We start from the raw sequence: 22,739 nt of genomic DNA, 5'->3' as shown, positions 1-22,739 counted from the left end.
AACAGGCCGGGCCGATTGCGCCCGGCCTTTGTGTCAGAAAGGTATACCGGAATGAGCGGACAACAGGATTTACCGGGCAACCCGTGGCTGCGGGGGCTGTGGCTGGTGCTGGGCCTTGGGGTGGTGGCGTTCCATATCGGGTTGATTTTTTCGGGTTTGGTTCCCAATCTGGTCAGCCGCCCGCTGCATTTGGCGCTGATCCTGCCGTGGGTGTTCCTGTTCGGCGTCACCGGCCCGGTGCGGCTGGCATCCGGTGCGGTGCTGACCGTGTTGGGTGTGGCCGCCGCCTGTTGGGTGGCGTGGAATGCCGACATGCTGGGCGATCAATACGGTTTTTTGGAAAATAACTTTCAGGTCGCGGTGGGTTTCACCCTGCTGGCCGTGGTGATCGAGGCAGCCCGGCGCGCTATTGGCTGGCCCTTGCCGCTGGTTGCGGTGCTGGCCCTGCTATACGCATTTTTCGGGGATCGGATACCGGGGGAATTCGGCCATTCCGGCGTTCCGCTGCGATCGTTCCTTGGCAACATGACCATCGCCGAGGGCGGCATCTGGGGCAGTCTGACCGCTGTTTCCGTGGGCGTCGTTTCAATTTTCGTGATCTTTGGCGCGGTACTGAACGCGGGCGAGGCGGGGCAGGGGTTCATGAACGTGGCCGCCGCTGCCGCCGGGCGGCTCAAGGGCGGCGCGGCAAAGGTATCTGTGCTGTCTTCGGCCTTGTTCGGGTCTATTTCGGGATCGGCCAGTGCCAACGTGGCCTCGACCGGGGCGATTACGCTGCCCGCAATGACGCGACTGGGTTATCCCAAACGGTTGGCTGCCGGGGTTGAAGCCGTGGCCAGTTCCGGCGGACAGATCATGCCGCCGCTGATGGGGGCCGGGGCCTTTGTGATGGTGGAGCTGACCGGCACACCTTACACGCAGATCATGGGGGCGGCGCTGCTGCCTGCGATCCTGTATTTCTGGGCCGTTTGGGTGGGGATCAATGCCTATGCCACCCGGTTCGACCTGCAAGGGCTGGATGCCGCCGACCGCCCCGCCGCGCGGGATGTGGCTGTGACCTCGGGTTTTTTTCTGGTGCCGTTCACGGTGTTGATGCTGGGCATGTTCGCCTTTGGCTATACCCCGCAATATGCCGCCAGTCTGGCCATTCTGGCGGGGGCACTGTTGCTGCTGATTGATGGGGATTTGCGCTTTGATCCGGCAAAAACCGCCACTCGTGTCGCGCAGGCGTTGCTGACCGCGTCCCGGCAGGTGGCGATGATTGCGGCGATTATCCTGTGTGCGTCAATCATTATTGGGGTGCTGGGGTCAACCGGGCTGGGGGTAAAAATCACCTCGGTCATTCTGGAAGGATCAGGGGGGACGCTGTGGGCATCGCTGCTGTTGACGGCGCTGGCCTGCCTGATTTTGGGCATGGAGGTGCCAACCACCGCCGCCTATGTGATCTGCGTTTCGGTGGCCGGTCCGGCGCTGATGAAACTGGGGCTGGACCCGTTGCAGGCGCATCTGTTCGTGTTCTGGTTTGCGCTGCTGTCCACCATCACCCCGCCGGTCTGCGGCGCGGTTTTCATTGCGTCCGGCATGGTCGAAGAAAACTGGATCAAGGTTGCCGTCACCGCGATGGCGCTGGGGGTTGGGCTGTATCTGATCCCGCTGGGCATGATCACATGGCCAGCACTGATCCGCCTGCCGACAGACCCCATTGGCGCATTGATCGCCTTTGCAGTGCTGGCCGTGGGATTGGCCGCGCTGTCCTTTGCGCTGATCGGCCGGATGGGCATCGCGTTGCGGGTTGGGTTGGCAGTGCTGGGACTGGGACTGCTGTTCGGGCCTGCGCTGATATGAACTGACGCGGGACAGGGCCGCAAACGCCCCGTCCCGTTTCTATCGCCCCCTTGCTTCAGCGGCTTTCAAAGTAGTTCAGCGGCAGCTTCAGATAGGACCGGCCGTTGTCCTCGGGGTCTGGCAGGCGACCGCCGCGAATGTTCACCTGAAGCGCGGCCAGCATCAGTTTCGGCAACGGCAAGGTGGCATCGCGGGCATCCCGCACGGCGCGGTATTCGGCTTCTGACGGGGCGGATTTCCAATGGATATTCGCCGCGCGGTGGTCGGCCACGGTAGCCATACATTGCGCCTCGCGGTTGGGGGCATAATCGTGACCGACGAACACCCGCGTGTCATCCGGCAGGGACAGGATCGCGGCAATGCTGTTATACAATGCCGCCGAACTGCCGCCGGGAAAATCCGCGCGGGAACTGCCGCTGTCGGGCATCATCAGCGTATCATGCACAAAGGCCGCATCGCCCGCGACATAGGTGATGGACGCCAGCGTATGCCCCGGCGAAAACATGACCGTGACCGGAACATTGCCCACCATGAAACTGTCGCCATCCGCGAACAGACGATCCCATTGGCTGCCATCAAGCGCGAAATCCGCAGGCAGGTTGTAAATGCCCTGCCATAGCTTCTGAACGCCTGTCACCTTTTCGCCAATCGCGGTGGGCGCGCCGGTTTGGGCCTTTAGCCAAGGCGCGGCAGAAAAGTGATCGGCATGGGGGTGGGTGTCCAGAATCCAGACCAGATCAATCCCGGTTTCCTGCGCATAGTCCAACAACCGTTGGGCATTCGTGGTCGAGGTGGCACCGGCCAGTGGGTCGAAATCCAGCACGGGGTCGACAATGGCGCCCTTCATCGTATCGGGGTCATGGAACACATATTGCCAGTTTCCGGTGGCCTGATCCCAGAATGATTTAACGATTGGATTGGTCATCTTATTGGTCCTGTTCTTCATTTCCTGCGTGAACGATGTGCCGATTAGGCTTGGCTGGCTTTCATCATCCACAGTTCTTTTTCGTGCCATTCCAGACGGTCTGTCAGCAGCCCGGCGCTCACCTCGTCGCCTGCGTCCCCAGCGGTAGAAATTGCATCGCGCAGGGTGGCTGCCAGTGTTTCGTGTTCCGCAATCAACGCCGTGACCATCGCATCGGCGGATTGCGCAGGGGCGGCTTCTGGCGCAGCAAGCGCCATCAGATCGGCCACGGTGCCGGGGGCATAGGCACCCTGTATCCGAATCCGTTCAGCGATTTCATCCAGAGCCGCCCAAAGGGTTTGATATTGGGCTTCAAACAGGGCGTGCAGTTGCCGGAAGTTCGGACCTTCGACATTCCAATGATAGCCGTGGGTTTGCACATACAAGCGAAAGATCTGCCCAAGAACGGCATTCAACGCAGCGATATTGGCCTGATCGGGGGTGGTCATGATGAAATCTCCTGTTGTCTGGTGTGTTGGGGACGGGCCACGCGGCCCGTCCAGCGTTCGCGGCAGCGGATCAAAGCGCGCGGGTCGAGAAATACCAATCGACAGTGTTATAGCCTTCGCCCGCGCGGGCCAGTGCGGCCTCGGGGGTGGCGGGGGTCGGCACGATCACCTCGTCGCCCGGTTTCCAGTTTTCGGGCATCGCGCATTTATTTTCATCGGCGGTTTGCAGCGCCACCAGCAGGCGGTGGATTTCATCAACCGACCGGCCCGCATTCATCGGGTAATACACCATCGCACGCAGCATCCCCTGCGGGTCGATGATAAAGGTCGCCCGCACAGCAGCAGTGTCGGACGCACCCGGTTGGATCATGCCATAGGCCTGTGCCACTGCCATGTTCAGATCCGCGATGATCGGGAAGCGGACGTCGACGCCGAATTTTTCCTTGATGTTCAGCACCCAAGCGATGTGGCTGTAATGGCTGTCGATGGACAGGCCCAGCAATTCGGTATTACGGGCTGCGAAATCGTCATGGCGCTTGGCAAAGGCGATGAATTCGGTGGTGCAAACCGGGGTAAAATCCGCCGGGTGCGAAAACAGGATCAGCCATTTGCCACGGTAATCTTCCAGTGTTTTACGGCCATGGGTGGTGGGCGCGTCAAAGGCGGGGGCAGCTTCGTTCATGCGGGGGCCAGTGGGGCGGGTCTGTTCGGTCATCGGTGTGTCTTTCTGGTTTGAATGTTGATGAGCCGAAGATAGAGGTTGCAATCTTATAGATGAAATTGAATGTTTGACTTAAAGATATAGAGGAAATCTATTATGGTCACACTGCGCCAGCTTCGGTTCCTGACCGCCGTAGCGGACACGCTGAATTTTTCCCGCGCGGCTGAAATGTGTTTCGTGACCCAACCCACGCTGAGCGCCGGGATCAAGGAACTGGAGGGGCGTTTGGGTGTGCCGCTGATCGAACGCACCCGCCGCCATGTCATGCTGACGCCATTGGGCGAAGACATAGCCCAACGCGCCCGGCGGTTGCTGCTGGACGCGACCGAAATCGAAGCGCTGGCCGAAGCCCATCGCAACCCGTATGAGGGGGATCTGAAACTGGGGTCGATCCCCACCATCGGGCCGTATCTGTTGCCCTCTGCGCTGCCGGCAATTCGCCGGGCATTCCCGGACTTGCGGGTCTACCTGCGCGAAGAAATGACCGAAAGCCTGATCGAGGGGCTGAATGCCGGGCGGTTGGACCTGGTGCTGATCGCGCTGCCCTTTGAAACCGGACCGCTGGAGGTTTTACCCCTGTTCGAGGATGGGTATCAACTGGCCTCGCCCGCCGATTGGCCCGCCCCGCGCGGTCCCGAGGCGCTGACCGAAAGCGGGCAGTTGATGTTGCTGGAAAAGGGTCATTGCCTGCAACGGCACGCGCTGGCGGCCTATCCGGGGCGGATCGACGTGACCGAGGACAGTTTCGCCGCCACCAGCCTGACCACGCTGATTGCTATGGTGGCCGAAGGGCTGGGGATCACGCTGTTGCCCAATCTGGCGGTACAGGCCGGGGTGGTGGGCAACGCACAGGTGCGGCTGACCCCGTTGCCGGATGCCTGCCCGCGCCGGGTGGTGCTGGCGTGGCGGCCCGGTTCCGTGCGGGCGGAATTGTTCCGTAAGCTGGCCACGCTGTTATAGGCCCAGATAGCTTTGGGGGATCGTTTCGCGCGAAAGACACGGAAACACCCCGAATGCAGCATTTCGCGGATGACTGCCCCCGGTCATGTTCCAAATTTCAGATTACAGTTATCGAAGTGTTTGAAGGGACATATTCATGGGGTTGCCTCGGGTTATCTGGACCTATTGGGCGCAGGGGTGGGACAATGCCCCGCCTGTCGCGCAAATATCACGGCGCGCATGGGCGGCGTGCAACCCAAACTGGACCCTGACACCGCTGGATAACGCAAGCTTGGATCGGTTTCTGCCTGCGGACCTGTGCCAATGGGTCCGTCAGTCCCCGGCAAGCTGGGCTGCAAAAAGCGATCGGTTGCGGTTGGAACTGTTACGCCGATACGGGGGCGTATGGGTGGATGCGACGACCTTGCCCAATCAACCGCTGGACCTGTGGCTGCCCGAGGTTCTGGGGGCCGGTTTTTTTGCCTTTTGGCAACCGGGGGCAGGGCGACCCATCGCAAGCTGGTTTCTGGTCAGCGAACCACAAGGAGAGGTGATTTCGGAATGGTCCCGGCGCTGTGATGCCTATTGGTCTGACCGGGCGCAAGCCGATAACTATTTCTGGGTGCATACCCTATTTGGCGACATGCTGTCGGAAAACGGGGACATTTCCGCCATCTGCGCGCGAATGCCCAAGATCGGCGCGGCGAATAATCTGCATTTCGGGCCAGACTCTGATCGGTTGTCAGTCCAGCCAACACAGCAGGATATTGCGGATTTGATAGTCCCGCCCGTTCCTGTCACGAAGCTGTCCCATAAGCAGCAGGATACCGGCGGGCAGGGGGCGCTGTTTCACAGGTTGCTGGCCCGTGCCAACCGCTATCCCGCAATCTACCGAACAGCGCCAGATCAGCAAACCCGCAAGCGTATTCTGCTGACATGGTACGGTTCCGAAGCTGGGCATGGCACCTTGGGGGATCAGCGCAGCGCCGAGGCGGCGGCGACCGCATTGGTTGCCGCAGGGCATGACGTTGTGGTGTCCAGCAGCGTTGCGCTGGATATTCCCGGCGTGCCCCTACAAGACTGGCGCACCGTGTCCCCCGATGCGATTGACGGGTTGGTTTTCGTCTGCGGCCCCATATTGGCACAGCATGAGGTGCTGACACCGATCATCGCCAAATTCCGCAACATTCCAAAATGCGGGTGCGGGGTGTCAATCTTAGCACCGGATAATCCACGGCACTGGCAGCCCTTTGATTACCTTATCGCCCGCGAAGGCGGCCCCGTCAGGTTCGGTGATATAGCAGCCCTGGCCCCCCAACGCCGACCTCGCACCGAACCCCGAAACCGGCTGCGCATTGGGTTGTGCCTGCGCGGGGCGCAAATTGAATACGGCGCACAAAACGCGCTGGCACAGGAAACAGAAACCTTAGGTCGGGCGATTATTCAAAAAATTGCCGGGGACCGGGACTATGAAATCGTGGAAATCGAAACGCATCTGGTCCGGTCCGGGCTGGGGGCAGATGGGATTGAACGTCAGTTGGTAGATTGTGACATCCTGATCACCTCGCGGTTTCATGGGGCAATCTTTGCAATCCTGCATGAAATTCCCTGTGTCGTGCTGGATCAAATACGCGGGGGCGGGAAATTGACAGCCCTGCTGGGGGACATACCGGGATTGTCGATCTTAGGCACAGATCAGGCCACCATTTCGCAAGTATCAGATGTGATCGGGCTGCTGAACCAACAAACAGCGGCAGACAGGCGGTGCTTGCGAATGGGGGCAGAAACAGCCGCACGCCGCAGTCTGGGATTTCTGCGCGGCTGGGTGAATGGGCTGTAAGGTTTACACAGACCGCACTTAATCTTTGCACAGCATCATTTTTATGTATCTTGGGAGTTAATATTTACAGGAGATATAGCTTTGCCGATGTTTTCCATACTGCCGATTTTGGTGTTTTCTATTTGCATGGGTCTGGTCATGCCTGCTGCGGCGGACAGCGCCCCGCGTGGGTATCAGTTAAATGAAACCCCGCATAAACACGGGTTTCGCTATACCAATTCCGGCGAACCCGTGCGCCGTGGACGGGTTGCCGAACGGTTTGAGGTCCGCAACGGTGACTGTGGGGGATCAGACTGTCGCGCACCACGCTATAGAAGCGAAATCCGGCTTTCTAAATCACAAACACAGGCGCGGGTTGGGCAGGATATTTGGTATGGATGGAGCTTTTATAACGAAAGCATTCCTGCATTCCCTGACAATGTGAACCTGATGCCGGTGATGGGTCAATGGAAGATGGGCGGTGATAACTTGCCAATCTTCAAGCTGACATATCACGGCGGGCGCAAAGCAATTGAGGTTCAGTTAGATGACATGGCCCGCGCGAAAGGCTGGGGAAAAGCACAGCGTCATGGTCACGTCTGTAGTTTGATCGGATTGAATGCGACCACGGGCCGTTGGACCGATTTCGTTGTGAATACAAACTTTTCCACTCAATCCGATGGGTATCTGCGTATCTGGGTGAACGGATACCTAAAATGCGATTACAAGGGGCCGCTGGTCGCGACCACGTCAACCCGGCTGTATCCCGGCCCGAACCATCGCAGGGGGATTTTCGTTTCGTTCACAAAACGCTGGGATAAGCTGAAGGGAAAGACCCCGAAGCCGACAATGGTGGCGTATTACGATGAGTTTCTTGTGGGGCAATCGCGGGAAGATGTAGATACGCGCCTGCGGGCCAAATCTGGGCTGCCAGCCAAGGATTGATGGGTGGCCTGATCTGGCGATTATTAATATTTTGTTAACATAAGACAGATTATGGGACTCCGATCCCAAAGCAGAACCGAAGCCCCCTAAGCGTCAGCAATATTCCCTTATCTGGCGTGCATCCGCATGCCTTTGGCGATCCAGCTTCGGGTGTCGGCCGGGTCGATCACCGCGTCGATCTCGTTCAAGGACGCGACGTTGATCCCACGGCCCAGATCATAGGCATTGGCAACCAGTTGATCATAAAGCGCCTGTTTTGCCTCTTCGGTGGGCTGGGCTTCGATTTCCTTGCGATAGCCAAGGCGCACGCCGCCCTCTAGCCCCATCGCGCCGAATTCGCCGGTGGGCCAAGAGATCGTGAAAACCGGGTCTTTGAAGCTGCCGCCCGCCATCGCCTGCGCCCCGATGCCGTATCCTTTGCGCAGGCACACGAAAAACAGCGGGGCATTCAGACGCGCACCTGCCCCGATGAAATCGGTTGCCGTCGCCACCGCCCCTTGGGTTTCGCTTTCGGGGCCAACCATGAAACCGGGGGTGTCACACAGGGACAGAACCGGCATCTGGAATTGCGAACACAGGTTCAGGAACCGCGCCGCCTTGGCCGAGGCGGCGGCGTCCAGCGCCCCGCCCAGATGTTGCGGATTATTGGCGATCACGGCCATGGCCCGCCCTTCGATCCGCAGGAACCCGGTGATGATCCCGGCGGCATGACCCGCGCCCAGTTCCAGAAAACTGCCCGTGTCGGCCAACGCTTCAATCACCGGGCGGATCAGGTACGAACGCTTCCGGTTTTCGGGGATCGCGTGGCGCAACAATCGCTGATCTGATGCAGACCAATCCGCCAGATCCCCCTGAAAATAGGACAGAGCCTGCCGCGCCAGTTGCATGGCCTGTTCATCATCTTCGGCCAGAATATCCACCAGCCCGGTTTCCGCGTGCATCGGGGCGGGGCCGATCTCGGTGGGGTGGAACGCGCCCAACCCGCCTGCTTCGATCATCGCCGGACCTGCCAGCCCGATCCAGCTATTGCGGGTAGCGATCCGAATATCGCCAGTGCCAAACAGCGCCGCATTCCCGGCAAAGCAATAGCCGGAATTGACCGCGATTTTCGGCCCCCACCCCTGTAGCCGGGCATATTCGCTAAACGTGGTCACAGTCAGCCCGGACTGGATGATATGGGCGAAATCGTCGTCATTGGGCCGCCCCCCACCGCCTTCGGTCAGGAAGATCGAGGCAAGGCCCTGATGTCGGGCGACCTCTAGCATACGGTCGGTTTTCATGTGACCCATGAACCCCTGTGTGCCTGCCATCACGGTTGAATCATAGGCCAGGATCGCCACCTGCGCCCGGTCCGGGCGGAACCGATCCGCGTTCACCTGCCCTACCCCGGTCACGATGCCATCGGCGGGGGACAGGTCCAGCAGCTTTTCCAGCCCGTGTTTGCGGCGCTGCGCGGCCAGCAACAACTGGCCGTATTCGTGGAAATCGCCGCCTTCGCACAGGTCCGCGATGTTTTCGCGGGTGGTGCGCTGATCCCGATCGCGGCGACGCTGCACCGCGCGGGGGCGGTTGTCGTCCAGCGTGCGGGCCACGCGGTCATTCAACAGCGCCAGATCGGCGCGGATATGATCGGGATCGGGGGTTTCTTCGGTGATCTCCACCGCGTCCACCGCATCGACGGGGCTGTAGATCACCAACACACCGTCAGCATCCACCACATCGCCCACACAAACAGGCAGGGACAGGACGATGCCACTGGCGTTGGCCACGATCACATGCTGCATTTTCATCGCTTCGATAATGGCGATTTCCTGCCCCTTGGTGATGTGATCCCCTTCGGCCACCTGTATCGCATGGACCGAGGCCTGCATCGGTGCGCGCAAGGCGGCGGCCCCATCGGGAATACGCACGGTATCCGCGGCAGTCCCCGCCGTATCCGCCGCCGTATCAAAGAACCGCGCGGGGCCATTATCCGGGGTCAGCATGTCCCGCAGATGCCCATCCAGGCTGCGAACATTGACGGACCAATCCGCCAGTTCCGGCAGCGCCAGAAGGCGGCGCAGAACGGACATATTCGTCTGAACCCCAGCGATATGGAATTCTGACAGCGCCGTTTCCGCCTTGCGCAGCAGCCGCCCCAGATCGCCCGAACGGTCATGCACGATCAGCTTTGCCAGCAGGGAATCGAAATTGGGATTGGTGCGATAACCGGAATACCCATACCCATCAATCCGCACCCCCGGCCCCGAGGGCGGGGCAAAGGCCGTCAGCGTCCCGCCTGTCGGCACGACCTGCCCATCGGCATTGAAAACCTCGGTATTGAGACGCAACTGCACGGCACTGCCCACCGGGGCGGGCGGTGTGGTCAGCCCCAGATCGGCCAGCGTTTCCCCCGCAGCGATACGCAATTGCAGTTCCACCAGATCCAGCCCGGTGATTTCTTCAGTGATGGTGTGTTCCACCTGAATGCGCGGGTTGGTTTCGATGAAATAGAACCCGCTGCCGCCTTGGGCATCGGTTTCCACCAAAAATTCAACCGTCCCCAAACCGCTGTAACCTGTGGCTTTGCCGATCTGCACGGCAGCCTCCAACAGGGCGTTCCGCGTCTGCGGGTCCAGCCCCGGCGCGGGGGCCAGTTCGATCACTTTTTGATTGCGGCGCTGGACGGAACAATCGCGTTCCCACAGATGGGTCACGGTTTGGCCGTCGCCGATGATCTGCACCTCGATATGGCGGACCGAGGGCAGGAATTGTTCCGCATAGACCGCGTCATCGCCAAAGGCGGCCAAGGCTTCGGCGCGGCATTGATCGAATGCGGCAGCGATTTTGTCGGCGCTGTCGACAACCCGCATCCCGCGCCCGCCGCCACCATTCACCGCCTTCAGTATCAGCGGCTTCCCCCCCAGCGCGTCAAAGGCCGCGCGGGCCGCGGCGGCATCCGCCAGCGGGGGAAATCCCTGAATGACCGGCACGTTCAGCTTTTGCGCAAGCGCGCGAGCCGATACTTTGTCACCCTGCATTGCCAGCGTATCCGCCGATGGCCCAACAAAGGAAATGCCGCGATCCTGACATGCCCGCGCCAGATCGGCACGTTCGCTCAGCAACCCATAACCGGGGTGCAGCGCGTCACATCCGGTTTCCGCCGCCAGCGCCACGATAGCCCCCACATCCAGATAGCCCGCAACCCCGGCCTGCGGCAGCAGATGCACCTGATCCATGTGCTTTACATGCAAAGACCCGGCATCGTCCGCCGTGTGAATGCCAACCGTTTCGATCCCCAAAGCCCGCGCAGTCCGGGCCACCCGGATGGCAATTTCCCCCCGGTTCGCAATCAAAAGCCTGTTTATCACCCCTATTTCCCCCCTGCCCGCCGCAGCATGGCTGCGCGGTTATGTTCACCTTCGGCAATCCGTCCTCCCCGACGGTGGGATACCCCAAGTCTGCCTGCCGTTAGTTATCGTAGCTAATGTTTACCGAGATAACAGACGCAAGAGCAAACCGTTTCTGGCCAGAGCGCAGATAGCGACGCCAAACCGCCAGCATCCCATCCCTGTCATCAACCGCGATCCAAACAAAAAAGCGCCCGGAATGCGGGCGCCTTTGCTGTCTGTCGGGGTGCGGTGTATCAGACCAGACCTTCGGCCTTTGCCCATTCCAGCGCACGATCCAAGGCACGGCCAAGGCGAGCGTGGATTTCCGTCACGTCTGCCTCGGTCAGGATCAGCGGCGGACACAGGGCCACGGTTTCGTAAACATTGCGGCAGATCAGCCCTTCTTCGGCGGCCAAGGCGGCCACTTTGGCAGCCATCGACCCGGCGGGGGCAAAGGCTTCTTTGGTGGCTTTATCTTTGACCAGCTCAACACCGGCAATCAGGCCAACGCCGCGGACTTCGCCCACCAGCGGGTGATCGGCGAATTTGCGCAGCCCGTCCTGGAATGGTTTTTCCAGACGCGCGGCATTGCCCATCAAATCCTGTTCTTCGATGATGTTCAGGTTTTCCAGACCCACGGCACAGGCAACCGGATGCCCCGACCCGGTGAAACCGTGACCAAAGGTGCCCAGCTTCGCAGTATGGTCCGCGATGGTGTTATACACTTCGTCCGACACCATGATCGCCGCCAGCGGCATGTAGGACGAGGTTAGCTGCTTCGATGTCACCAGAATATCCGGGGTGAAGCCGAATTTTTCGCAGCCAAAGGGCGTGCCCAGACGGCCAAACCCGTTAATCACCTCGTCCGAGACAAGCAGGATGTCATTCTTGCGGCAGATTTCCGCAACACCCGGCCAGTAGCCTTCGGGCGGGACCATCACGCCCCCGGCCCCCATCACAGGTTCCCCGATAAAGGCGGCGATGGTGTCCGCGCCTTCGGCTTCGATCGTGTCTTCCAGTTCCTTCAACAGGCGGGCGGTAAATTCCGCCTCGGTTTCGCCTTCGTTGGCAAAGCGCCAATAATGCGGCGTGGTCAGGTGGGTGACAGGGATGGCCGGAAGGTCAAAATCCTTGTGGTTCGCGGGCAGGCCAGTCAGCGACCCGGACGCGATGGTGATCCCGTGATATGCCTTGTTGCGGGACAGGAATTTCTTTTTCCCGGTCCGGCCAAGCGCGTTATTCAGGAACCACACCATTTTAATCACGGTGTCATTCGCTTCGGACCCCGAGTTGGTAAAGAACACGCGGTTCAGCCCTTCGGGGGTCATTTCCACCAGCTTTTCAGCCAGACGAATCGACGGCTCGTGTGCCTTGTGGGCGAAGCTGTGGTAATAGGGCAGTTTTTTCAGCTGCTCATAGGCGACATCGGCCAGACGGGTTTCCGAAAAGCCAACCGCAACAGACCACAGCCCGGCCAGTGCTTCGATATATTCTTTGCCATCAATATCATACACGCGGATACCATCGCCGCGTGTCATGATCATCGGCCCTTTTTCCTCGTGCGCGCGCATGTTGGTATAAGGGTGCATGGAATGCGCGATATCCGAGGCGTGCAGGGAATTCGGACGTTCGTTCATGGGTCGCTCCGTTAGTCAGACTTGAGGTTCGTTAGTTTTGATCAAATCCTAGGGGGTACAATCGCCATACGCAATGACGATACGCAAAGGATAGCAAGAAGCGGGTCAGATCGGCTCTAGCCCGCACCATTCGGCGATAAACAAGGCAATCGTGCCGGTCACACGTTTGACCGAGGACAGTTTCACCCGTTCGTCAAATCCGTGAATCCCTTCGGAATAGGGACCATAGACCAGACAGGGGGTTTCCCCGTAAATCACGAAAACGCGGCCATCCAGATAACCGGGGGTCACGAAGCTTTCCAATGGTTTGGCGTAGCTGGACAAATGGGCACGGGCCAGCGTTTCCTCGGCCTCGGTGCCTTCTTCCAGAACGTAACCTTCGGCGAAAAACCCGTTAAAGGTGATCTGCGGCGGATTATTGGCCAGAAACGGAATGCCATCCGACACACGCCGCAGGTGATTTTCGATCTCATTCGCGGCGTCCTGCGCATGAACGCCGGGATAGATTGCAATGCGGCAATCGAATTCGCACCACGCCGGAACGGACGATGCCCAATCCCCGCCTTCGATTTTGCCGACGTTGAAATTAATCGGATGCTCCAGATCCTCGAAATAGCGGTGATCGTGCTTGCGGGTGTTCCAGTCCGCTTCCAGTTCGCGCAACCCCTGAATCAGCGCATAGGCGGCCTCGATCGCGTTGGCGCCGCTGCCTGCTTCGCGGACGTGAACCGGCAATCCTTCGACGCGGACACGGAACCAGATCACGCCGACATTGGCGCGCACCAGCATGTCGTCTTCGGGTTCGGGGATGATTGCCGCATCGGCACGATAGCCACGCTGCAAACAGGCCAAAGCCCCGTTGCCTGTGCATTCCTCCTCGACCACGGATTGCTGGTACAGGGTGGCGGCGGGGCGGTATCCCAGCGATTTCAGCGCCTCGACCGCGAAGATATTGGCAGCCAGCCCGGCCTTCATATCCGCCACCCCGCGCCCATACAGCCAATCACCATCCCGCCGGGGTTCAAACGACGGCGTGGTCCACATGCTGTCTGGTCCCGTCGGCACAACATCCACATGCCCGTTCAGGATCAGCGAACGCCCGGTTTCATTGGCCGGGCGCATGGCACCGACCACATTGATAGCATTGGAATAATCCACCGTGACCGGCGAAAAGCCGGGGTGGTGGCAGATGTCATTCACATCAATGGCCCAGCGGTCCATCGTATATCCACGCGCTTTCAATTCCTGAAACAGGAAATCCTGCGCAGTATGTTCCTGCCCGCGCAGGGACGGAAAGCGCGTCAATTGCTCGGTAAAGGCAATCTGATCCTCGAACCCGGCCTCAACAGCGGCAAGGATTTGTTGCGTCAATTCGGTGGATAATGTCGTCATCTTCAACCCCTGCCCAGAAACCCACTTAGGAACGATACAAGCGACGTGGTTAAATCAGGCGACAAATAACCGCCTTCTTGTACCAGCACTGTCGGATAACCGGCTGCCGCGATCAGTTGCCCGGCGCGGCGGAACCCGTCAAAGCTGATTTGCATCCCCATCAGCGGGTCTTTTTCATGGGCATCCAGACCAAGGCTCAGCATCAGGGCACCGGGTTTGAAATCGGCAATCCGCGCCAGCGCCGTTTCGATAGAAGCAATCCAGGCGTCATCAGTGGTGCTGCGCGGCATGGGCATATTCAGGTTATACCCTTGCCCTGCCCCGATGCCTGTTTCATGGGCATGTCCCACAAAAAACGGGTAATAGCTGGCCGGATCGGCATGAATGGAAACGGTCAGAACATCGTCCCGATCATAGAAAATCGCCTGCGTTCCGTTGCCGTGATGCACGTCGATATCCAGCGTAGCAACCCGGTCGAACCCATCGCGCAACCGTGCAGCGGCCAAGGCCGATCCATTCATCAGGCAATGCCCGGCGGCAATGTCGGCGCTGGTGTGGTGCCCCGGCGGGCGGCACAGCGCATAAGCGGCGCGTTCCCCCGACAGCACCGCATCAGCGGCGGCGATAGCGCAATCGGCGGCCCGGCGGGTGGCCTGCCAACTGTGCGGACCAATCGGCGCAGACGTATCCCCCATATGCCACCCGGCCTGCGCAACGATCCCCGCAGGATAGGTTGCATGTTCGCGCTGCGGGATAACATTCGGCACAACCTCGGGGCCGGGATCAGGCAGCTTTTGCCATTCATCCCATGCGGTTTCCAGAAACGTCAGGAATTCCGGCGTATGCACGGCCTGAAGCGCGGAAATGGGGGCTTCGGGTGGGGCGGTGACAGGCAGCGAAAGCTGTTCCAACCCGGCCAGCAGCAGTTTTGCACGTTCTGCCTGTTCGGCATTGCGCTGGATTTTCCCATGCGTCAGCCGGAAAATCGGATCGTGCGCTTCTGTTTCAGCGGCGTAAAAACATTTCATTTGGTTTGCTCTTCTTCCAACTGTCTGAAACTGCGCGTGACCAAAATCCGCGCTTCCGAGATGTGATAATCCAGCGCATCTACGGCCCGCTGTTCGTCCCAATCCCGAATTGCATCCAGAATGGGGATATGGGTTTCCGCAATCCGGTGGGCATCGTCATACAGATGGCCCACCACCATGATCGAAAATTCCGTTTCGACCGCGATTTGCTCGAAAACGTTCAGGAATTTCGGGTTGCCGGACCCGGCACAAAGCAGGCGGTGGAATTCCATATCTGCCGTGACCTGCGTCAGCATATCAGACCCGTCGCCCGCGACGCGGTACAGTTCATCAATCTGCCGGGCCAGCGTGTCGATCACCGCATGGTCCCTGTTGCGGATCGCCCGGCGAATGGCGGCGGTTTCGATGACGATCCGCAGCTCATACAGGTTGTCCAGCGCGTCGGCCGAAACCTGTCGCACAAAAAATCCGCGATTAGGCGCATAGGTCACCAAACCCGAGCTTTCCAGCAGGCGGGCCGCCTCGCGGACGGGGGCGCGGCTGACACCCAGATCGCGGGCAATCACCGATTCTGACAGCCGCGCCCCCGGTGCCAGTTGCCCGCCGATAATTGCCTTGCTGAGCAACGCAGCAACGCGCTCAACAAGCCCCTCGCGGCCAATCGGTGCAAATCCAGAGATGCTGATTTCCTTGTCCATTCGCAGGTCCGAAAATGGGTAAACTTTGGTCAGCGTAATTGTAGTTTTGCCGATTGTCGACAATTTACTTGACGTCTTGGGGGCGACTCGTCTTACCTTGGACCTGCGAGAACAGGAGTGAGTGATATGCCCGACGGCACAGTACCACAGTCCGTCCTTGAAATCCGGCGTGATCTGGCAGCCGCCTATCGGCTGATTGCGTTGGAAGGCATGGACGACGGGATCTATACGCATATTTCAGCGCGGCTTCCCGATGGCCCCAACGGGGAAAAGCGGTTCCTGCTGAACCCCTTTGGTCTGCGGTTCGACGAGGTGACAGCCGCCAATCTGGTGACAGTCGATGAAACCGGCGCCGTGATCGACGATCCTTATGGCGCGGGTGTGAACGCGGCGGGATTTACGATCCATTCGGCGGTTCACATGGCCCGGCACGATGCGGTTTGCGTGTTGCATACGCATACGGTGGCCGGTGTTGCGGTATCTTCGGTGAAAGAAGGGATTTTGCCGCTGAACCAATGGTCAGCCCAGTTTTTTGACCGGATCGCGTTTCACGACTACGAAGGGATCGCGCTGAATCTGGAAGAACGCGAACGGATCGTGGCCGATCTGGGCAATCGTTTCGTGATGATGCTACGCAATCATGGTACGCTGGTTCTGGGCCGATCCGTGGCCGAGGCGTTCAAGCTGGCGATTAATCTGGAACGATCCTGCAAGGCACAGGTCGCCGCCTTGGGCATGGGGCTGACCCCTGTCGTGTTGTCGGATGACGTGGCCGAACATACCGCGCGCCAATATCAGTCCGCTTATGACGCGATGGAATTGGGCAACCAATCCGATCCTGAATGGGCAGCGCTGCTGCGTCGGCTGGACGCCGTTGCCCCGGATTATCTTGGATAAAAGACCAACGTTTCCGGGTTCAACCGGAGCATTCTTGCCAACCACAGAAAAAAGACAGGGAAGTTATGCGATATCTAAAAGCAACAACGATTCTGGTGGCGGCTGCGCTGGCAGCGCCCGCATTTGCACAAGACAGCGGGGGACGGCTGGACATCGTCGTGCAACCCGAACCGCCGGGGCTGATGCTGGGCCTTGTGCAGAACGGTCCGACACAGATGGTTGCGGGCGACATCTATGAAAGCCTGCTGCGTTACAACACCGATCTGGAACCGCAACCCAGCCTGGCGAAAAGCTGGGAAATCTCGGACGACGGTCTGGTCTATACCTTCCATCTGAACGAAGGCGTGAAATGGCATGACGGTGCGCCCTTCACCGCCGCTGACGTTGTGTTCTCGGCCGATGTGTTCCTGCGTGAAACCCACGCGCGTTTGCGGGCCTCTTTGGCCTATGTCGACACGATCGAAGCCCCGGATGCCAACACCGTGGTCTTTACATTGAAAGAGCCTTTCGGCCCCTTCATCAACGCCTTTGAAACCGGCACCATGCCGATTGTCCCCAAACATATCTACGAAGGCACCGATTTCGCCAATAACCCGGCGAATGCCACCCCCATCGGCACCGGCCCGTTCAAGTTCGATAAGTGGGAAAAAGGCAGCTATATCCATCTGGTGAAGAACGAAGATTACTATGTCGACGGCCTGCCCCATCTGGACGAGGTGTTTTACCGCGTGATCCCCGATGCCGCCGCCCGCGCGGTGGCGTTTGAAACCGGCGAAGTGGACGTTCTGCCCGGCGGTTCAGTGGAAAACTGGGATATTCCGCGTCTGGCAGGGATGGACAATGTTTGCACCACCGGCAAGGGCTGGGAATTCTTTGCCCCGCACGCATGGATGTGGCTGAACAACCGCGAAGGCCCGACCGCTGACAAACGGTTCCGTCAGGCTGTCATGTACGCGATGAACCGCGAATTCATGAAAGACGTGGTTTGGAACGGCTACGGCAAGGTTGCCACCGGCCCGGTATCGTCGCGGACCAATTTCTATTCGGACGATGTGACGATCTACAACCACGACCCTGCAAAGGCCAAGGCGCTGCTGGCGGAAATGGGATATGACGGCACCCCGGTGCGTCTGCTGCCCCTACCCTATGGCGAAACATGGCAACGCTGGGCCGAAGCCGTGCGTCAAAACCTGACCGAGGTGGGCATCAAGGTCGATATCGACAGCACCGACGTGGCGGGCTGGAACGAAAAGACCGCCAACTGGGATTACGATATGGCCTTTACCTATCTGTACCAGTACGGCGATCCGGCCTTGGGTGTGTCGCGCAACTATACCGCCGACCGCATCAAAAAGGGCAGCCCGTGGAACAACGTCGAAGGGTATAACAACCCCGAACTGGACGCCAAATGGGCCAACGCCGCGACGCTGGTCAAACCCGAAGACCGCATGGCGCTTTATACCGAAATCCAAAAGGAAATCGTGGATGATGTCGCCGTGGCGTGGATGCAGGAATTGGAATTCCCGACCATCTATCGCTGCAACGTGCAGGATCTTGTGACCACGGGCATCGGGATCAACGATGGTCCGCGCAACGCCTGGATCAAGAAGTAACGCAGTCATGCGACCGGCCCGCCCGTCTGTTGCGCGGGCCGGACCACCATTCAAGACTTGGGGAAGCTAAGGCGTATGTCGATACTTACCGCCATATTGTGGCGCTTGGCCAAAGCCGCGCTGACATTGCTGGCCATCGCCGTTCTGAACTTTTTCCTGCTTCATGCTGCGCCGGGTGATCCCGCCGTGGTGCTGGCAGGCGAAGCCGGAGCCGCCGATGAAAAGATGATTGAACAGTTGCGCGAAAGGTTCGGGCTGGATCAGCCCTTCTATGTGCAGCTTGGGAAATATGTCGGGGGGATCGTGCAACTGGATTTGGGCTATTCCTTCCGTCAGGATGCGCCGGTTTCACAGCTTATTCTGGACCGGCTGCCCGCAACGCTGCTGCTGACGCTGACGGCATTCGGAATTTCATTGGTCTGTGGCATTGCGCTGGGGGTGGCCGCTGCCGCGCGGGTTGGAAAACTGTCGGATTCCGCGCTGACCACGCTGGCGCTGCTGTTTTATGCCACGCCCCTGTATTGGCTGGCGCTGATGGCGGTGCTGGTGTTTTCCGTCTGGCTGGGCTGGTTGCCCGGCTTTGGATACGAAACCGTCGGGGCCGGGCTGACCGGGCTGGACCGGGTGCTGGATATTCTGGCCCACCTGATTTTACCCGCGCTGACGCTGGGGCTGTTTTTCATGGCGGTTTACATGCGGATGACCCGCGCCTCGATGCTAGAGGTCAGCCAATTGGATTTCGTCAAAACCGCCAAGGCCAAAGGCCTGTCAGGTCCGGCCATCCGGCGGCGGCATATTCTGCGCAACGCGATCCTGCCGGTGGTAACGCTGGCCGGGCTTCAGGCCGGGCAACTGGTGGGCGGGGCCGTACTGACAGAAACCGTATTCGCATGGCCCGGCATTGGGCGGCTGATGTTCGAAAGCCTTGCCGCGCGTGATTACAACACAATTCTGGGGGTCTTTCTGGTTTCGGCCGCGATGGTGATCCTGTTCAACATCGTCACCGACATCGTTTACCGGATCGTGGACCCCCGCATCGGAGCGACCGCCTGATATGTGGAAAAGATTCAGAACCAATATTGGGGCTATGATCGGTGTGGGCATTCTGCTGGCCGTGATCCTGATCGCACTCTGCGCCCCGCTGATTTACCCTCATGGGCCGTGGCAGATGGTGCAGCGCCCGTTCCTGCCGCCCATGTCGGTGGATGGGTTGCCGCTGGGAACGGATACGCTAGGCCGCAATGTGGCCGCGCAACTGGCCTATGGGGCGCAGGTGTCGCTGCTGGTCGGGCTGGTATCCACCATCGTGGCGCTGTTGATTGGCGTACCGCTGGGGGCTGTGGCCGGGTTTTACGGCAACTGGGTGGACGAAGGCGCCATGCGCTTTACCGAATTTTTCCAGACCATCCCCAACTTTGCGCTGGCGATCGTGCTGGTGGCGATTTTTGAACCCTCTCTGGCGTCGATCACGCTGGCGATTGCCATCGTTAGCTGGCCCCCCGTTGCCCGTCTGGTCCGGGCCGAGGTCATGTCGGTGCGCAAGCGCGAATTCGTGGATGCCGCGCGTCTGGCGGGGCTGTCACGCCCCAAAATCCTGATGACACAGGTATTGCCCAATACGGTATCGCCGATCATCGTCATGGCCTCGCTTATGGTGGCGACTGCGATCCTGCTGGAAAGCTCCTTGTCCTTCCTTGGGCTGGGCGATCCCAACGCGATGTCCTGGGGCTATATGATCGGGGCGGCGCGCACGGTGATCCGCACGTCATGGTGGCTTAGCTTCTTTCCGGGGATTGCCATCGTGCTGACCGTGCTGGCGCTGAACCTGATCGGCGAAGGCCTGAACGATGCCCTGAACCCGCACCTAAGCCGGAAGGGACGCGCATGACACAGCCAGCATTGTCCATTGAAAACCTGTCGATTGGCCTGCCCGAAGGCGCGGACCGGGACTTTGCGGTCCAGAACCTGAGCTTCGCCATCGAAAAGGGAAAAATCCTGTGTGTGGTCGGGGAATCCGGGTCTGGTAAATCCATGACGGCAAACGCGCTGATGGGGCTGTTACCCCCCGGTGTAACCGTCAAGGGCGGCAAGGCCGTGTTCGAAGGTCAGGATGTACTGACGCTGCCCGAAACGGAAAAACAGGCGATGCGCGGCGAACGCATGGCGATGATTTTTCAGGAACCGATGACGGCGCTGAATCCGCTGATGCGGATTGGCGATCAAATCGCCGAGGTATTCGCCGCCCATAACCGTCTGACCGCCCCGGAACGGCGCAAACGGGCGCTGGCCCTGATCCAAGAGGTCGGCCTGCCCGACCCCGAAAAGATCATCCGCGCCTATCCATTCCAATTGTCCGGCGGGCAGCGGCAACGGGCAATGATTGCAATGGCGCTGGCGTTGGAACCCAAGCTGCTGATTGCTGATGAACCCACAACCGCGCTGGATGTGACGACACAGGCGCAAATCCTGAAGCTGATCCTTGATCTGCGCGAACAGCATGGCATGGCCGTGATGTTCATCACCCATGATTTTGGCGTGGTGGCGGAAATCGCGGATCAGGTGATCGTCATGCAAGAAGGCAAGATGGTCGAAAGCGGCGCCGCGCAAGAGGTGCTGGTGACACCCAAACACCCTTATACGCAGCGGTTGCTGGATGCGATCCCCACCGGGAAACTGCCAGCGGCGCGGGCCTTGGGAACGGTGCCTGCGCTGGAAATCAAATCTTTGCGCAAAACCTATCGCACTGGCGGCGGGCTGTTCAAACCCGTGCGCGAGGTTCACGCGGTCGATAACGTATCGCTAAGCGTCGCACGCGGCGAGGTGCTGGGGCTGGTCGGTGAATCCGGGTCCGGCAAATCCACGCTGGGGCGCACGGCGGTGCGGCTGGTAACACCCGACAGCGGGCAAGTGCTGGTGGGCGGTGTCGACATCGCCGCCCTGTCCGAGGAAGAGCTGCGCAAGGAGCGCCACAAGGTTCAGATGGTGTTTCAGGATCCTTATGCCTCGCTCAATCCGCGGCAAAAGATCATCAGCGCCATCACCGGCGGCCCGATCACCCGTGGTATCCCCCGCGACAAGGCCGAAGCCCGCGCGCGTGAACTGCTGGAAGTGGTGGGGCTGGGCGCGGATGCGGCCAACCGCTATCCGCATGAATTTTCCGGCGGCCAGCGGCAGCGGATCGGCATCGCGCGGGCGCTGGCGATGGACCCAGAACTGATCGTCGCGGACGAGGCGGTTTCGGCGCTGGACGTGTCTATTCAGGCGCAAGTGCTGGACCTGCTGCGCGATCTGCGCAGTCGGCTGGACCTGTCGATCCTGTTTATCACCCACGATCTGCGGGTGGCGGCACAGTTGTGCGACCGGATTGCCGTGATGCAAAAGGGTAAACTGGTGGAAATCGGCACCGTGCATGAAATTTTCCAGTCACCGAAACAGGCCTATACCCGGCAGCTACTTGCCGCAGTGCCCGGCGCGGACTGGCAGCGGGACGCGGTGGCAACGGCATGATTGGGGTCGCGACGTGCCAATATGTAGATATTCTGGGTCGGTATGGGGCGTATTTCACGGAAATGAATCCGCAATTGGATTTGCGGACACCTGACCAGATCACCGACCCGGATCAAGTAGAGGTGATGATCACCTTTCAGCCCGAGGATACGGCCTTCGCCCGCTATCCGAACCTGCGGGCGGTGTTTTCCGTGGGGGCCGGAACCGATGCGATTGAACGCTGTCCGTCGCTGCCGTCTGGCCTGCCGGTGTTCCGGGTTCAGGTTCCCGATCAGGCCGCGCAAATGGCCGGTTTCGCGGTCTTTCATGCCCTGTGGCATCATCGCCGCATGGCCGATTATGTGCGCGACCAGCGGGACCACCAGTGGAAACGGCGATTGACCGGGTTTTCCCCAAAACAACGCCGGGTCGGCATTTTGGGATATGGCTATATGGGGCGCGGCATTGCGCGGGCCTTGCTGGCGCTGGATTATCCTGTGTCCGCCTATGCCCGATCGGTCCCAGAAACACCGGAACCGGGTGTGACCCACTATAGCACGGGATCGCTGGATCAGTTTCTGGCACAAAGCGACATCCTGATTAACGTGCTGCCCCTGACCCCGGACACCAAGGGGCTGATTGACGGGGCGTTCCTGTCCAAACTGCCGCAAGGGGCGGCGCTGATCCATCTGGGGCGTGGCGGGCAGGTGAACGAAGACGCGTTGATCGCCGCCTTGGACAGCGGCCACATGTCCGGCGCATCGCTGGATGTGTTTGAAACCGAACCATTGCCAAAAGACCACCCGCTATGGTCCCATCCCAATGTCATGATCACGCCTCATATCGCCAGCGTCCCTGAGCCTGCCGATGTGGTGCGCTGTATCTGTCAGCAAATCCAAGGCCTTCAGGCCAGTTAAACCAGCAAGAAAGCCAAC

18 protein-coding genes are annotated in these 22,739 nt (G+C 59.8%); 10 read left to right on the top strand and 8 right to left on the bottom strand.

What is annotated here, in order from left to right; all coding sequences use genetic code 11:
* Nucleotides 1-51 precede the first annotated feature (51 nt).
* On the top strand, nt 52-1,845 hold the full coding sequence (locus FN828_RS06415) for a TRAP transporter permease (protein WP_142492582.1): 1,794 nt from the start codon (nt 52-54) through the stop codon (nt 1,843-1,845).
* Between the two features lie 55 nt (nt 1,846-1,900).
* Here FN828_RS06415 and FN828_RS06410 read toward each other — a convergent pair whose 3' ends face one another.
* The 3 genes from FN828_RS06410 to FN828_RS06400 all read right to left on the bottom strand — a co-directional run bounded on the left by FN828_RS06410 (nt 1,901) and on the right by FN828_RS06400 (nt 3,973).
* On the bottom strand, nt 1,901-2,770 hold the full coding sequence (locus FN828_RS06410; protein ID WP_142492581.1) for an MBL fold metallo-hydrolase: 870 nt from the start codon (nt 2,768-2,770) through the stop codon (nt 1,901-1,903).
* A gap of 44 nt (nt 2,771-2,814) precedes the next feature.
* Nucleotides 2,815-3,258: a Dps family protein gene (locus FN828_RS06405; RefSeq protein ID WP_142492580.1), complete on the bottom strand. Its 444-nt coding sequence runs from the start codon at nt 3,256-3,258 to the stop codon at nt 2,815-2,817.
* A gap of 70 nt (nt 3,259-3,328) precedes the next feature.
* On the bottom strand, nt 3,329-3,973 hold the full coding sequence (locus FN828_RS06400; RefSeq protein ID WP_142492579.1) for a peroxiredoxin: 645 nt from the start codon (nt 3,971-3,973) through the stop codon (nt 3,329-3,331).
* 102 nt (nt 3,974-4,075) lie between these two features.
* Between FN828_RS06400 and FN828_RS06395 the strand changes: the two genes are divergently transcribed.
* The 3 genes from FN828_RS06395 to FN828_RS06385 all read left to right on the top strand — a co-directional run bounded on the left by FN828_RS06395 (nt 4,076) and on the right by FN828_RS06385 (nt 7,682).
* Entirely contained in the window at nt 4,076-4,939 is an 864-nt protein-coding gene (locus FN828_RS06395; RefSeq protein WP_142492578.1) for a hydrogen peroxide-inducible genes activator, read from the top strand.
* Nucleotides 4,940-5,075: 136 nt separating this feature from the next.
* Nucleotides 5,076-6,758 (top strand): capsular polysaccharide synthesis protein, encoded by a 1,683-nt coding sequence (locus FN828_RS06390; RefSeq protein ID WP_142492577.1) that lies wholly within the window; start codon nt 5,076-5,078, stop codon nt 6,756-6,758.
* 87 nt (nt 6,759-6,845) lie between these two features.
* Nucleotides 6,846-7,682 carry a heparin lyase I family protein gene (locus FN828_RS06385; protein ID WP_142492576.1) on the top strand — a complete coding sequence of 279 codons (837 nt, stop codon included), beginning with the start codon at nt 6,846-6,848 and terminating at the stop codon, nt 7,680-7,682.
* Nucleotides 7,683-7,789: 107 nt separating this feature from the next.
* Here the strand turns inward: FN828_RS06385 and FN828_RS06380 are convergent, their stop codons facing one another.
* From FN828_RS06380 to FN828_RS06360, 5 genes are all read right to left on the bottom strand, one after another.
* Complete coding sequence (locus tag FN828_RS06380; RefSeq protein ID WP_142492575.1) at nt 7,790-11,032, bottom strand: acetyl-CoA carboxylase family protein; 3,243 nt, start codon at nt 11,030-11,032, stop codon at nt 7,790-7,792.
* A 275-nt stretch (nt 11,033-11,307) separates the two neighbouring features.
* A complete protein-coding gene (locus FN828_RS06375) occupies nt 11,308-12,690 on the bottom strand; it encodes an aspartate aminotransferase family protein (protein ID WP_142492574.1) in 1,383 nt (460 codons plus the stop codon).
* Nucleotides 12,691-12,795: 105 nt separating this feature from the next.
* Complete coding sequence (locus FN828_RS06370) at nt 12,796-14,082, bottom strand: ArgE/DapE family deacylase (protein ID WP_142492573.1); 1,287 nt, start codon at nt 14,080-14,082, stop codon at nt 12,796-12,798.
* Between the two features lie 2 nt (nt 14,083-14,084).
* A complete protein-coding gene (locus FN828_RS06365) occupies nt 14,085-15,110 on the bottom strand; it encodes a histone deacetylase family protein (RefSeq protein ID WP_142492572.1) in 1,026 nt (341 codons plus the stop codon).
* On the bottom strand, nt 15,107-15,808 hold the full coding sequence (locus tag FN828_RS06360; protein WP_142492571.1) for a GntR family transcriptional regulator: 702 nt from the start codon (nt 15,806-15,808) through the stop codon (nt 15,107-15,109). The genes FN828_RS06365 and FN828_RS06360 overlap by 4 nt, the downstream gene beginning before the upstream one ends.
* Before the next feature lie 126 nt (nt 15,809-15,934).
* On the opposite strand from FN828_RS06360, the gene FN828_RS06355 reads away from it, so the two are divergent.
* From FN828_RS06355 to FN828_RS06330, 6 genes are all read left to right on the top strand, one after another.
* A complete protein-coding gene (locus FN828_RS06355; RefSeq protein ID WP_142492570.1) occupies nt 15,935-16,705 on the top strand; it encodes a class II aldolase/adducin family protein in 771 nt (256 codons plus the stop codon).
* Nucleotides 16,706-16,770: 65 nt separating this feature from the next.
* The gene (locus tag FN828_RS06350) at nt 16,771-18,318 is read left to right on the top strand and encodes an ABC transporter substrate-binding protein (protein WP_142492569.1); all 1,548 of its coding nucleotides are present in this window, start codon (nt 16,771-16,773) and stop codon (nt 18,316-18,318) included.
* Nucleotides 18,319-18,393: 75 nt separating this feature from the next.
* The gene (locus tag FN828_RS06345) at nt 18,394-19,371 is read left to right on the top strand and encodes an ABC transporter permease (RefSeq protein WP_142492568.1); all 978 of its coding nucleotides are present in this window, start codon (nt 18,394-18,396) and stop codon (nt 19,369-19,371) included.
* 1 nt (nt 19,372) lies between these two features.
* Nucleotides 19,373-20,206: an ABC transporter permease gene (locus tag FN828_RS06340; RefSeq protein WP_142492567.1), complete on the top strand. Its 834-nt coding sequence runs from the start codon at nt 19,373-19,375 to the stop codon at nt 20,204-20,206.
* On the top strand, nt 20,203-21,825 hold the full coding sequence (locus tag FN828_RS06335) for an ABC transporter ATP-binding protein (RefSeq protein WP_142492566.1): 1,623 nt from the start codon (nt 20,203-20,205) through the stop codon (nt 21,823-21,825). Before FN828_RS06340 ends, FN828_RS06335 begins: the two co-directional genes overlap by 4 nt.
* The gene (locus tag FN828_RS06330) at nt 21,822-22,721 is read left to right on the top strand and encodes a 2-hydroxyacid dehydrogenase (RefSeq protein ID WP_142492565.1); all 900 of its coding nucleotides are present in this window, start codon (nt 21,822-21,824) and stop codon (nt 22,719-22,721) included. Before FN828_RS06335 ends, FN828_RS06330 begins: the two co-directional genes overlap by 4 nt.
* Nucleotides 22,722-22,739 lie beyond the last annotated feature (18 nt).

Source organism: Thalassovita litoralis (assembly GCF_900182725.1).
Classification (GTDB): Bacteria; Pseudomonadota; Alphaproteobacteria; order Rhodobacterales; family Rhodobacteraceae; genus Thalassobius; species Thalassobius litoralis.
This window is presented reverse-complemented; position numbering and strand designations above follow the sequence as displayed.